This is a genomic window from Natrinema sp. CBA1119, assembly GCF_002572525.1.
Taxonomy (GTDB): Archaea; Halobacteriota; Halobacteria; order Halobacteriales; family Natrialbaceae; genus Natrinema.
Genome location: NZ_PDBS01000001.1, coordinates 238,315 through 250,544 on the forward strand (window position 1 = coordinate 238,315; position 12,230 = coordinate 250,544).

The 12,230-nt window shown below is 66.2% G+C and carries 14 protein-coding genes; all 14 read right to left on the minus strand.

Features of this window, described 5'->3' with window-relative positions; all coding sequences use genetic code 11:
- Window positions 1-37: 37 nt before the first annotated feature.
- Window positions 38-772 carry a TOBE domain-containing protein gene (locus CP556_RS01195; protein ID WP_098723949.1) on the minus strand — a complete coding sequence of 245 codons (735 nt, stop codon included), beginning with the start codon at window positions 770-772 and terminating at the stop codon, window positions 38-40.
- Window positions 773-847: 75 nt separating this feature from the next.
- On the minus strand, window positions 848-1,651 hold the full coding sequence (locus tag CP556_RS01200) for an ABC transporter ATP-binding protein (protein ID WP_098723950.1): 804 nt from the start codon (window positions 1,649-1,651) through the stop codon (window positions 848-850).
- A 34-nt stretch (window positions 1,652-1,685) separates the two neighbouring features.
- A complete protein-coding gene (locus CP556_RS01205; RefSeq protein WP_098723951.1) occupies window positions 1,686-2,357 on the minus strand; it encodes an ABC transporter permease in 672 nt (223 codons plus the stop codon).
- A gap of 60 nt (window positions 2,358-2,417) precedes the next feature.
- On the minus strand, window positions 2,418-3,341 hold the full coding sequence (locus CP556_RS01210) for an ABC transporter substrate-binding protein (RefSeq protein ID WP_098723952.1): 924 nt from the start codon (window positions 3,339-3,341) through the stop codon (window positions 2,418-2,420).
- Window positions 3,342-3,695: 354 nt separating this feature from the next.
- Entirely contained in the window at window positions 3,696-4,559 is an 864-nt protein-coding gene (locus CP556_RS01215) for a hypothetical protein (protein ID WP_098723953.1), read from the minus strand.
- An 87-nt stretch (window positions 4,560-4,646) separates the two neighbouring features.
- On the minus strand, window positions 4,647-5,597 hold the full coding sequence (locus CP556_RS01220; protein ID WP_255291381.1) for a hypothetical protein: 951 nt from the start codon (window positions 5,595-5,597) through the stop codon (window positions 4,647-4,649).
- A gap of 44 nt (window positions 5,598-5,641) precedes the next feature.
- The gene (locus CP556_RS01225) at window positions 5,642-6,121 is read right to left on the minus strand and encodes a hypothetical protein (RefSeq protein WP_098723954.1); all 480 of its coding nucleotides are present in this window, start codon (window positions 6,119-6,121) and stop codon (window positions 5,642-5,644) included.
- Window positions 6,121-7,110, minus strand: a complete 990-nt coding sequence (locus tag CP556_RS01230; protein WP_098723955.1) for a hypothetical protein — start codon at window positions 7,108-7,110, stop codon at window positions 6,121-6,123. The genes CP556_RS01225 and CP556_RS01230 overlap by 1 nt, the downstream gene beginning before the upstream one ends.
- Window positions 7,111-7,219: 109 nt before the next feature.
- Window positions 7,220-8,509: an outer membrane protein assembly factor BamB family protein gene (locus CP556_RS01235; protein ID WP_098723956.1), complete on the minus strand. Its 1,290-nt coding sequence runs from the start codon at window positions 8,507-8,509 to the stop codon at window positions 7,220-7,222.
- 2 nt (window positions 8,510-8,511) lie between these two features.
- Window positions 8,512-8,883 carry a DUF3209 family protein gene (locus CP556_RS01240; RefSeq protein ID WP_098723957.1) on the minus strand — a complete coding sequence of 124 codons (372 nt, stop codon included), beginning with the start codon at window positions 8,881-8,883 and terminating at the stop codon, window positions 8,512-8,514.
- Window positions 8,884-8,927: 44 nt separating this feature from the next.
- A complete protein-coding gene (locus CP556_RS01245; RefSeq protein WP_098723958.1) occupies window positions 8,928-10,160 on the minus strand; it encodes a CbiX/SirB N-terminal domain-containing protein in 1,233 nt (410 codons plus the stop codon).
- Between the two features lie 13 nt (window positions 10,161-10,173).
- Window positions 10,174-10,902, minus strand: a complete 729-nt coding sequence (locus tag CP556_RS01250) for a cobalamin biosynthesis protein (protein WP_098723959.1) — start codon at window positions 10,900-10,902, stop codon at window positions 10,174-10,176.
- A complete protein-coding gene (locus CP556_RS01255) occupies window positions 10,899-11,165 on the minus strand; it encodes a ferredoxin (RefSeq protein ID WP_098723960.1) in 267 nt (88 codons plus the stop codon). The genes CP556_RS01250 and CP556_RS01255 overlap by 4 nt, the downstream gene beginning before the upstream one ends.
- 23 nt (window positions 11,166-11,188) lie before the next feature.
- Window positions 11,189-12,226 carry a precorrin-3B C(17)-methyltransferase gene (gene cobJ, locus CP556_RS01260; protein ID WP_098723961.1) on the minus strand — a complete coding sequence of 346 codons (1,038 nt, stop codon included), beginning with the start codon at window positions 12,224-12,226 and terminating at the stop codon, window positions 11,189-11,191.
- Between the last annotated feature and the right edge of the window lie 4 nt (window positions 12,227-12,230).

The window sequence follows — 12,230 nt, forward strand, 5'->3', positions numbered from 1 at the left end:
GAGAGAGAGAGACGGCTGATAAGGATTCGAAGGACTGTCAGTCTCCAGTATCCTCGCGTGAGCGATCTTCGACCCCGACACCACGCGCCGCCGTCGCCTTTACCGAGGCCACGATCGATCGCCCGGGCTCGAGCCCCAGCGTCTCGACGCTCCGCCGCGTGACCAGCGCGACGAGTTCGGTGTCGCTCCCGCCGTCGCCACCGTCTGCATCCTCGAGATCGAGCCCCACTCGAGCGACGGCGTCCCCGGCCTCGAGCCACGAGACGGTCCCCGGGAACCGGTTCCGAACGCTCGTCCCCTCGGCTCGCGGCACGTCGCTTGGCGCGTGGAGACTCACGGCGTCGGAGCGGATCGTCACGGACGCCGTCGCGGCGTCGGCCGGAACGACGGCCAGAATCTCCCCCGCAGCGGTCTCGACGGTCGCGAGTTCCCCGTCGCGGTCGATAACCACACCCCCGAGCACCGTCTCGTCGACGCGGGCGACGCCCTCGTAGGCCGCGACCAGCCGGTCGAATCGGGCCAGCAGCTCACGCGCCGTCGGCGTCAGCGAACTGCCACCGCCGTCGGCTCCGCCGCGAGTGCGCTCGACCAGAGGGCCGATCGCCTCCTCGAGCGCCACTACCCGCTGCTGGAGGCGGGGGTAGGATCGCTCGAGGGCGTCGGCAGCCCCCGACAGCGAGCCGCGGTCGTCGATCGCGCGCAACATCGCGACGTCACTGCGATCGACGGCAATGTCCTCGATCCGCAGGTAGGTGTCGAACTCCTTTTCCATGGTCATCGGTGAATTATGCGGCGGTTCCACTCGAATCGAAGGCGGTTTCCGAGTCGCTCGAACCTCTCTTGGCGTTCACGCGAGAAGTTCGTTTTCATCGTACAATAGGTCTCCGTTGACGAACCGTGCGGTTCGCTCGTCGCGGGGATCGTCGAAGATCCGCTCGGGCGGGCCGACCTCGATCAGTTCGCCCTCGAGCAGGAAAGCGACGCGATCCGAGATCCGCTCGGCCTGGTGCATGTCGTGGGTCGCGAGCAAGACGCCGTGATCGCGCTCGCGAGCGCGTCCGATCGCGCGCTCGAGGATGGCCGTGTTCCGCGGATCGAGGTCCGAGGTCGGTTCGTCGAGGACCAGCAGGTCCGGCCCCGCGGCGAGCGCGCGAGCGAAGGACACCCGCTGTGCCTCGCCGCCCGACAGCGAGCCCGCGTCGCGGTCCCACGCCTCCCGGAGCCCGACGAGGTCGAGGGCCTCGAGCGTCCGGTCGTCGACCGTCGGCGCGCTCCGGATCCACCGGTCTGCGACCCGTCGGACGAATCCCCGAATGCGCTGCGACCACGGCCGGCGAACCCGTTGGCCGATATCGACGTTCCGCGCGACCGAGGTCTCGAACAGACTCGCTTGCTGGAAGACCATGCCGATCCGCCGACGGAACTCGAGTCGGTCGTCTCGCGACAGCGACCACGGATCCGTCCCGTCACAGCGGACGACACCGTCGGTCGGCCGCTCGAACAGCGCGGCCAGCCGCAACAGCGTCGTCTTGCCGGCTCCCGAGGGGCCGATCACCGTCACGATTTCGCCGGACCTGAGAGTCAGCGAGACATCGTCCAGAATGTCCGTGTCGTCGACGCCGTCGGACGCGTGCTCGAGCTCGAGGTTCATCGCTGATCCGCCTCCATTGCAGTCGCTCGAATCATTATCGACCTCCGAGCCGCAAGACGATCCCGTTGACGAGCAAGACGAGGACGAGCAACACCGCGCCGAGAACAAGCGCCGTCTCGAACTCGCCGCGGCGCGTCTCGAGCGTGATCGCGGTCGTGATCGTCCGCGTTTTCGACGTCCCGTCGGCGTAGGCGATGTTGCCGCCCACGATCAGGACCGATCCGACCTCGCTGATCGCACGACCGAAGCCAGCGAGGATCCCCGTGATGACGCCGTATCGGGCTTCCTTGAGGGTGATCAGTGCGACATCGGCTCGAGTCCCTCCGACGCCGTATGCCGCGTCCCGAACGGCGTCGTCGACGCTCTCGATGGCCGACAGGGCGACGCCGGTGATCACCGGCGCGGCGAGGACGCACTGGGAGATGATCATGGCTTGGGGCGTGTAAACGAGCTCGAGCGCCCCGAGCGGGCCGTTGTTCGAGAGGGCCATCAGGACGAGCAGTCCGACGACGACGCTCGGAAAGCCCATCCCCGTGTTGATGACGGCCGTGATCAGTCGCTTTCCGCGGAAATCCGCGAAGCCGACGACGAAGGCGATCGGCAGACTGAGGAGGGTACTCAACAGGATGGCGGTCAGGCTGACCGTCAGCGAGACCTGAATGATGCTCCGGAGATAGTTCGGTTCGGCGAGGGACTCGAATGGCATCGGTAGTAGGTTGTTTCGTCCGGATAGTGAGTCGTTTCGTCCGGGTAGTGGGTCTGTCGATCACTCCTCGCTCGAGGCCGGTTGCCATCCCTCCGGGACGTACTGCTGGAAGTTCGGGTCCGCCGACAGGGCCTCGGGGTAGAACAGCTGTTCGCCGTTCGCCGTGTAGTCCCCGACGAGTTCCTGACCCTCCGGGCTCGTGAAAAAGCCGATGTAGGCCATCGCGAGGTCGTAGTTGACGTTCGAGTGGATCTCCGGATTGGCCGCCATGATCCCGTAGGGGTTCGCGAGCAGCTCCGGCCCGCCCTCGATCGGGCCCTGAAGCAGGATCTCGAGGTCGACGTTATCCTGCATCGAAAGGAACGTCCCCCGATCGGCGAGCGTGTACGAACCCGACTCGCTCGCGTTGTTCAACGTGTTGCCCATCCCGTCACCGAGTTCCTGGTACCACTCGCCGCCGGGCTCGGCACCCGATTCGTCCCAGATCGCTCCCTCTTTCGTGTGCGTGCCCGAGTCGTCGCCGCGCGAAACGAACTGCGCTTTCGCGCTCGCGATGGCCTCGAAGGCCGCCGTTGCCTGCTCTGTGTCGCCGACCCCCGCCGGATCGTCGCTCGGCCCGACAATCACGAAGTCGTTGAACATCAGGCTCCGCCGGTTGACCCCGTGTCCGTCCCGCATGAACTCGTCCTCGAGCGAGCGGGCGTGGACCAGAATCACGTCGGCGTTGCCGTTGCGAGCGGACTCGATCGCGGCGCCCGTCCCCTGAGCGTTGGCCGCGACGGGCGTTCCGAACCGCTCCTGGAACGCAGTGTTGATCTCGTCAAGCAGCCCCGTATCGTACGTGCTGGTCGTCGTCGCGAGCGCGAGTTCCTCGCCGGCGATCGACCCCTCACCCTGGTCGCTCCCGAGCCCGAGACAGCCGCCAACGGCGGCGGCGATCCCCGCCGCACTCGCCCCGAGGAGCTCTCGTCGTCGATATTCCATATTGGGAACAACGATGGAACACAGTGGCATAAACGTACCGCTCAGGGTATCCGACAGTGGTTACCGAAACCGCTCTCGAGTGAGATACGGGTGAAAACGTAACTGTAACCGATTACGTCAACGGGACCGATTCGATCGACGCCTGGTCAAACCTCGTCGGACTCCGCCACCGCTACCACGACGTTCCGAACGGAGCGCATGCTCGTCGCGATGGCCATGATCCCGCCCATCAGCGCCTGCCGGGACACAGTCGGGATAGATTCGAGACTCCACTTGCACAGTCTCCGCTTCGCGAAGCTGACAGGAGACGCCCGCCTCGAGCCGGAATCGGGCGAGCGACCCGAATCCGCGCTCTCAGTGCTTGTCCGGCATCGTCGAGTGCCGCGTCGTCTTGCGCATATCCGCCCGTTTGGACGGCGGCGGTGCCATCGTCGAGTGGCGGCTGGGGCCGCTCGACGCCGTTCCACGCTCTTCCTCGCCGCCGAGACCTGATCCCAGAAGACCCTCGTCGTCCTCGTCAGCGTCCGCCTCGTCCGCTTCATCGTCGACTGTCGCTTCGTCGGCGGCATCGGCGTCGCCTGCGGTCTCACTATCGGCGCTTCCGGCGCTCGCCGACTCGAGTCGCTCTTTGAGCTGCTGGACGTCGTCCCCGAACTGCTCGAACGAGGATTCCATCGACGATCGGAGGCGGTCCCCGAGATCGTCGGCCGTCTCGTCCGCTTCCGACTCGGCCGCGTCGTCTTCGGTAGCCGGTGACTCGTCGTCCGGCGCGTCCTCGTCGGCTTTGCTCTCCGCTTCCTCGGCTGCTTGGGCGTCGGATTCGGCCCGTTCGCTCACCGTTTCTCGGAGATCACCGACAGCCCCTTCGAAGCTATCGTCGTCAGCCCGGTCGGCGAGGTTCGCGAGGTGGAGCAATCGCTGGAGGTCCTCGAGGTTCTCCCGCTCGCCGCGAGCGATAGCGTCCGGAATCGAATCCGGTTCGGAGCCGTCTTCGAACGTGTCCAGGCCGACCGCCGCGAGCAGTTCGTCTGGGTCGGCCGACTCGAGGAGGTCGTTCGCCTCCCGAGCGGTCTCGAGCAGGTCCCGTTCGGCCGACTCGCTCTCATCGCCCGAGTCGCTCTCGCCATCCGAATCACTGCCGGAAACGATCGACCCGCTGAACGCGTCGGCTTCGTCCAGTACCTCGTGCACTCGATCGTGGAGTTGTGAGTCGGTCATCTGTAGCCCTCGGATATCCCGCCGTTCGTGCGCGGTAGTCGGCTCGGGAGCGACGGAGTACAGTCGATCGTCTCGTCCCGGCAGCCGTCACTCGGCTTCCGCTTCCGTTTCCGACTCCCCGTCCGAGTCGGAGTCAGGCTCCTCGTCCGTTACCGTCTCGATAATCTCGTCGGTCATCTCCTCTCGGCTGAGGTTCGCCTTCACATCGACGTCCTTCGCGACCGACTGCAGATCGCTGTAGGACATCACGCCGAGGAAGTCCTCGAGCGTGTCCTTCCGGAGATCCTCGAGGTCCTCCGCGGACGGCTCGTCTGCGCCCGCTTCGGACGGTTCGGCTTCGTCGGTCGATTCTTCGCGTTCGTCAGCCGCCTCGTCACCGTCGGCAGCCGATTCGTCAGCTTCGTCGCCCGTCTCGTCGCCGTCCTCGCTCTCTCCGCCGACCGTCTCTTTGGCTTTGCTGGCAGCTCCTTCGACCGATTCTTTGGCCGTATCGGCGGTCTCTTTAACTGACTCCGTGGTGCTCGTTTCGTCGCTTTCAGTGCCGTCTTCCGCCTGTGTGTCCGTTTCGTCCGTCCGCTCCTCGTCTTCGGATTCTGCCTGTTCTTCGCCATCGGATTCGTCCTCATCGGTCTCGTCGGCCTCGTCGCTTCCAACGCCGTCGAGGAGTCCCTCGAGACTACTGCTGTCGGTCACGCCCCTGGCCATGGACTCGAGCGAGTCGCGGCCCTCTACGTTCGCGACCGACTCGCGGAGGGCGTCCCGAACCGCCGTCGAGAGATCCGTTCGGATCTCGTCGAGTTCCTTCCCGTCCTCGACGCCCGCGGCGATCGTCTCGTGGACCTCTCGACCGATGGACGCGCCGACTTCGCGCCCGAACCGTTCGCCGAACTGGCGACCGACCGAAGCGCCGACCTCGCCGCCGTCGATGTTGTCCTCAAGGCTCCCGTCACCGAGCATATCGGCGACATCGAGTTGGTTGCTGACCTCGTCGGCAACCATGCTCTTCAGTCCACCGGACTCGTCACTCACAGCGACCACCTCGAGTCGATTCGTGGAGCGAGTGCGTTCCCTGAATCACAGTCTTATTCCTCGGCTTCGGCCGTCTGCTCTGATTCGTCGTCCGCCGATTCCTCATCCGCCGCGTCCGATTCGTCGTCGCCTTGCGCCTCGCTCTCGTCGGCATCAGCCTCGGATTCGTTCTCGGCGCTCTCGTCGTCACTCTCGGCGTCGGTCTCTTCTGCATCCGCTTCGTCCGCGTCGGCTTCTTCGTCGGACTCATCGCCGTCTTCGGCACTACCTTCGTCGGACTCCTCATCCGTTTCATCCGCTTCTTCGCCGGAACTGAGGAGTTCGTCAACGACCATATTCCCGATCGTCCGCCCGAGGGATTCGCCGATCGCCCGGCCGAGGATTGCGCCGATCTGTCCGCCCAGCGCCTCTCCGAGCGGCTTGTCCCCGTCGATCTCGTCTTCCCACTCGGTTCCCTCGACCAGTTCGTCGACGTCGATGTTCTCGGTGATCTTCTCGGTATCGACCCGCTGTGTGAGTGACTCGTCGCTCATTATGCTGCCTCCGCCTGTGACGGCTCCGCCTGTCCACCGCTCTCTTCGTCTTGATCCGGCTCGAGTTGCTCGAGCAACTGTTCGAGCGTCGCGCTAACGATCGCCGAGACGATCTCCTCGGTGGGGACGCTCGGAACGAGTTCGGCCAGCTTCTCTCTCACCCAGCTCGCCGCCCCCATGACTCCGTCCTTCAGACGCTGTACCGCCGACGAGAGCGGACCGGGGGACTCCTCTTCACTTTCGGACGCTTCTTCCTCTTCGGCGTCCGCCTCGCTCGCTTCCTCGTCCCCGCCGAAGAGCCCCGTGAGCTTTTCGACGGGCTTGTTCAGCAGACTTTTGACGAACTCGATCGGCTTGCTCAACAGCGATTTCGCCGTGTCGATCATCGCGCCGGGGCCGTCCAGCAGCCCCGATACCGCCGACAGCAGATTCCCCAGCAGGTTGTTCTCGCCCGGTCGCGCCGAGACATCCAGCGTCACCGGATCGAGGTTGACCTCGAGTCCGAGCAGATCGAGGAACAACCCGTCGAGATCAAGGTGGACGACGCCCGACGCGTCGTCGCCCTGGTAGACCTCGTCGGCACCCTCGACGTGGTACTCGTTTTCGTCCGCCTCGCCCTCGTCTTCGTCCGCATCCTCGCCCTCGCTTTCGGCTTCGATCTCCGGTTCCTCCGCCGACTCGTCTTCAGCCTCCGACTCATCCTCGGTTTCCGCTTCGTCCTCGGTTTCTGGCTCGTCTTCGGATTCCGCCTCCGCAGCTTCGCCTTCGGGCTCTTCCACACCCTGTCCTTCATCTCCGGATGCTTCCTCGCTCGAGTCGTCGTCTCGCTCGGCGTCGGACTCCTCCATCTCCGCCTGCCCGCCATCGGTGAGCACCCGGCGTGGCGGTCCTGGCATCAACTCGGCCTCGTCGGGACGGCTCGAGGCCCGTTCGGCTCCGTCGAGATCCGAACGTTCCTCGGCGCCGTCGGATGCGAGATCCTCGATCATTATACGAAACCACAGACGAGAGTGAGCGTTGTGGGGGTTGGCCTTGCGTATGCGACTGTCCGACGGACTGCGACAGAACACCCCGCGACGGCCGAACCGATCGACCGCGTTACTCGAGGGAACCGACGCGAAGCGCGTACTCGCCGCGCGTCTCGCCCTCGTCGTGGTACTCGACCGGCTCCTCGACGGCTGCGACCGTTCCGCTATCGACGGCCGCCGCCGTAGCGATTCCGTCGAGGTGCTCGTAACCGCTTACGCCGGACTCGAGATCGAACCAGCGAACGGCGTGGGTATCCGGATCGCGAACCCGGAAGTTCTGTGCGCAGGGGGTGACCAGTCGCCCATCGTCGGCGGCAAGTCCGTGAACGAAGCCACGGACGTCGTCGTCCCAGACGAGGTCTCCGTCGGCGTCGAACGCGGCGATACGGTGTTCGTTCGGGTGTCGACTCTCGGTCTCACGGCTCTCGACCGCGTAGGTATTGCCCGTCACGAACGCCACTCGGCCGTCGCTCGCGTACGCGTGATTCGGATAGGCGTACAGCGTCTCTCCCTCGATTTCGGTCTCGACGGCGAGATCGACGTGCCAGCGCTCAGCACCGCCGGGCCCGAGGAGATAGCCGCGTTTGTCGCCGTGACTCGAGACCGCGATTGAGTCCCCGTCGACGGAAACGTCGCCGACGCGCCGGTCGCCGTCCGTTCCGGGGTCCCAGGTCCACTCGAGGTCGCCCGAATCGGCCTCGAGGACGACGAGCCCGGTGTCGTGCTCGCCCATACAGCGGTTATAACCGACCGCGAGCCGTTCGCCCGACGAATCGAGATCGAGCGCGATCGGTGAGGCGTCGGTCTCGTACGTCCAGCGGACCGAGCCGTCGGCGCCGAACGCGTAGACGGTACTGTGCCACCGTCGGGTTTCGCCGTCGCGCTCGTAGCGTCGCGCGGCGGCGTACAGCCGCTCGTTGCCGTCGGAATCGGTTCCGGTCTCGAGCGCGACGACGTAGGGCAGGTAGAAAACAGTCTCCTTGACCGCCTCGCCGACGTCGTCGACGGTGTCGTACCGCCAGCGCCGGTCGCCCGTTTCGGCGTCGTAGGCCGCGATCGTCCCCATTTCGCCGCGGCCGGCGACGACTATCGTGTCCGCACCCTCATCGATAGCGGCCTCGAGCGACGCGATCCCGACCGCGTGGTCCGGATGATCGACGGTCCAGCGGGTCTCGAGCGTGTCGGCGTCGCGAGCGGTGACGGTTCCGTCCCACGTCCCCGTGACGACGAGCCCACCGGACTCGGCGACGTGGACCGCGGATCGAGTCCACATGTGGCGGCTGCGGGCGGTCTCGATCTGGCCGAGTGGAACCCGACGGAAATTCACTGTGCGTTCGGCTTCAGGTACAGTTTCGCTCATCGTCACTCCTCGACCGGGAACGTTTCGTGGAGTGTATCGTGGGCGTCGCCCAGCCCGTCCACGATACTCTCACCCTGCGCGCGCAGCCGCTGAACCGCCCGCTCGGCGTCGCGGACCGCCAGCAGTCGCCCGCGCGTGTAGTCGTATTCGGGGTCGTCGCTGTCCATCGACGCGACTTCCTCCTCTAAGTCGACCAGCGCAGCGTCGAGGTGGCGTTCGATCTCCGCGAGGCTGTCCGCCTCCGCGAGGCCCTGAATGGGGCCCTCGAGGTGGCCCTCGAGTTCGGTCTCCGCGTGATCGCGGGTGCTGTCGTCCCCGACGCCGAGGACGGTCATCAGTCCGAGTCGTAGCGCTTCGATTTCGTAGCAGCTCATTGGTTGGATATCGTGAAATGTTGATTTCGCGTCGGTCGGTTCGATTACAGTGTCTGATCGACGAGGTCGCTGACGATGCGGTCCCGGTCGAGGTGGTCGGCCACGATCCGTTCGGCGTCGTCGTCTTCGACGTCGCCGTACCAGATTCCATCCGGATACACCGCGACCATCGGCCCGTCGCCGCAGCGTCCGAGACACGAGGAGCGGGTGATACGGGCGTCACAGTGGTCGGAATCCCGGACTTCCTGGCGCAGGCGCTCGAGGACCGCCGGCGCCCCCATCTTGGCACAGGTCTGGTTGGTACAGACCGCGACGTGCTTTTCCGGCGCGTCGTGACTGTGCGGTTCGTCGTCGATGTCCTCGCGGTCGGCGTGAGCCTCCTGATGAGCCAGCGCGCGCAGCATGGCTCGAGCCCCGCCGACGTCCTCCTCGTAGCCCTCGAGGTCGACCTTGTACTTGCACGTGTCACAGGACATCTCGACGCTGTCGGTGCGGGCCTCCTCCCAGCGGTCGGCGAAGACGTCGAGCAGCCGGGAGTCCGTTCCGAGCGGGTCGCCAGCGAGCGCGTCGACGTACGGATAGTCCTCGTCGAACTCCGCCGTCCAGTCCCGAACCCGCTGCGTGAGAACGCCGTCGCCGAGCATGTAGGGCAGGACGACGACCGCGTCGGGCCGGTGCTTCGAGAGTCCGTGGAGGCTCTCCTCGAGCGTCGGTTCGGTGACGCCGATGAACGACGCCTCGACCCGGTCGAACTCGCGGCCCTCGTAGAGCAGCCGGGCCAGCTTGTGCACGTCGCCGTTAGCGTCCGGATCGCTCGAGCCGCGGCCGCAGACGACGACGGCGACGTCGTCCGCCTCGCGGTCGACGCCCAGTTCACGTTCGACGGCCGCGGCGCGGTCGTCCAACAGGTCCAGAATTGCGGGATGGACTCCCAAATGCGCGCCGTTGGCGATCTCGAGGTCGCGCTCGGCTCGGGCCTGTTCGATCGCCAGGGGAACGTCGTTCTTGACGTGGCTCGCGGCGAACAGCGAGCAGTGGACGACGGTAACCTGCGACGCGACGGGTTCGAGCCCCGCGAAGGCCTCGTCGATCGCCGGCTCCGCGAGCTCGAGGAACGCGGCGTCGACCGGGATCCCCAGCCGGGACTCGAGGTCGGCGGCCAGTTCGCGGACCTGTTCGTTCGACTTCTCGCGCCGGGAGCCGTGCCCGATCAGCAGGACGGCCTCGTCGTCGAAGCCGGCCGCGGACGCGGGTGTGGTCTGGTCGGGAGTGCTCATCGATTGTGGTGTCCTACGTCTCGTCGCCGTCGTACGCCGACGCCTGCTCGAGGCTCTTCTCGAGTTTGCGGCGGCGACTCGGCGCGAACAGGCCGGTTTCCTCGCAGTTCTCGTAGAGCCACGTGCCGAAGTCGGGCGCGGCGTCGTCGTCGACGCCGAACCAGTAGCCGCCCGACGAGGTTTCCGAGAGGTCGCCCATCGGAGCATCGATGGGGCACTCCGCGATCAGCTCACGGGCAAACTCGAGCAACTCCTCGTCATCGTGGACGAACGAGATGCCGACGGTACCACTCGAGGACTTGAAGCAGATGGTGCCACAGCCCTCGAGCAGCCCGCGGAGCAGTTCCCGATCGTAGCTCGAGAACGCGCCGAAGCGGTAGTTCCCGCGGCCGTCGACGGGGAGGCCGAGCGCGCCGCTGCGCCCGAGCAGGCCGGCATCGTCGCTCTCGCCGCTTCCACCTCCGTCACCGTCATCGCCGATCGAGAGCGTGTACTCGTCTTCGGTCCGCGTGATCGAGGTGTCGTGGGCGTAGTCGCGAGTGGTCGTGTCGTGCTCGAGGTCGCCGCCCGCGACCGCAGCAAGCACCTGCGCGGACGCCTCGTCGTTGGTGACGACCTCGATGCTGTCGTCCGAAACGTCGCCGCTCCCGGCGACGTGACCCCAGAAGTACGCCGTCGCGGCGTGGCCGGCCAGCGGGTCCGACGGGACCTCGATCTCGGTCGCGGATTCCGCGTCGCTCATTCGCCCACCTCCTCGACGATGATCGCGTCCGTCGGACAGGCCGCGGCGGCCTGCTGGGCCTCGTCGATGCGGTCGTCGTCGAACGTCGCGACGACCCGTTCGTCGGTGTCGGTGACCTCGCCCTCGCAGTCGTAGACCGGATCCGCGCCGGGGTCGATCGTCGCGAGGCCGTCCTCGCCCTCGACGAATCGCGGGTCGCGGGTCAGGCAGGCGAAGATGCCGTCGCAGGCGTCTTTCTCGATGGTAACTTCGTATCGTGACATTGTGGATGTGCTCCGAATCGCGCTCAGTAGTCGTACTTCGTCTCGTAGCCGCGCGGGGTCACCATCCGGTCGTCCCAGACGTAGGTGTCCTCGTTGCCGACGACGATCGTCGTCGTCATGTCGACGATCTCGCTCTCGCCGAGTTCCTCGAGTTCGCCGAGTTCGGTGATCAGCACCTGCTCGTCGTCGCGGCCGGCGCCGTGGACGATGCCGACCGGCGTGTCCGCGTCGCGGTGCGCCAGCAGGATCTCGCAGGCCTTCTCGAAGTTCTCCCGGCGCTTGCGGCTCCAGGGGTTGTAGATCGTGATCGTGAACGATTCCTTGGCCGCGGAGTGGAGTCGCGACTCGATCTCGGGCATCGGGACGAGGTGATCCGACAGCGAGATCGAGACGGTGTCGTTGACCAGCGGCGCGCCCAGCCGGGCCGCACAGGACTGGGCCGCCGGGACGCCCGGCACGGCCTCGAAGTCGACCATCGACGCCGTCGCGCCCTTGGACTCGAGGATCTCGAGTGCGAGGCCGCCCAGCGCGTAGACGTTGGGGTCGCCGCTGCCGACGATGGCGACGTCGTGGCCCGCCAGCGCGCGATCGATCGCCTCCTCCGTTCGCGACACTTCGCCGCACATCGGCGTGTCGTACAGCTCGTCGGCTTCTTCGGTGATCTCGTCCGGAATGAGGTCGATGTAGGTCGTGTAGCCGACGATGTGGTCGGCCTCGAGCAGCGCCGTCTTCGCGCGGTCGGTCATCCCCTCCGGGTGGCCGGGACCGAGGCCGACGGCGCTCAGCTGGCCCGGCTCGGCGTCGAAGTCGTCGACCGTCGAGCCGACCTCCTTCTCGTTGGAGCTATCGTCGTCCGAACTCGAGGCCCCGCAGCTACTCGAGGACGACGAGGAACCGGAACTCGAGGAGGCTCCGCACGTGGAGCCACTCGAGTCGTCTGTGCTGGTCGATGCGCCGCAGCTGCTCGAGCTATCGGTACTCGCCTCGCTGGAGGAGCTCTCCGTGCTCGAGGCACCGCATTTCGAAGTCGATTCGGCGTCCGCGTTGGTATCAGTACTCATGATT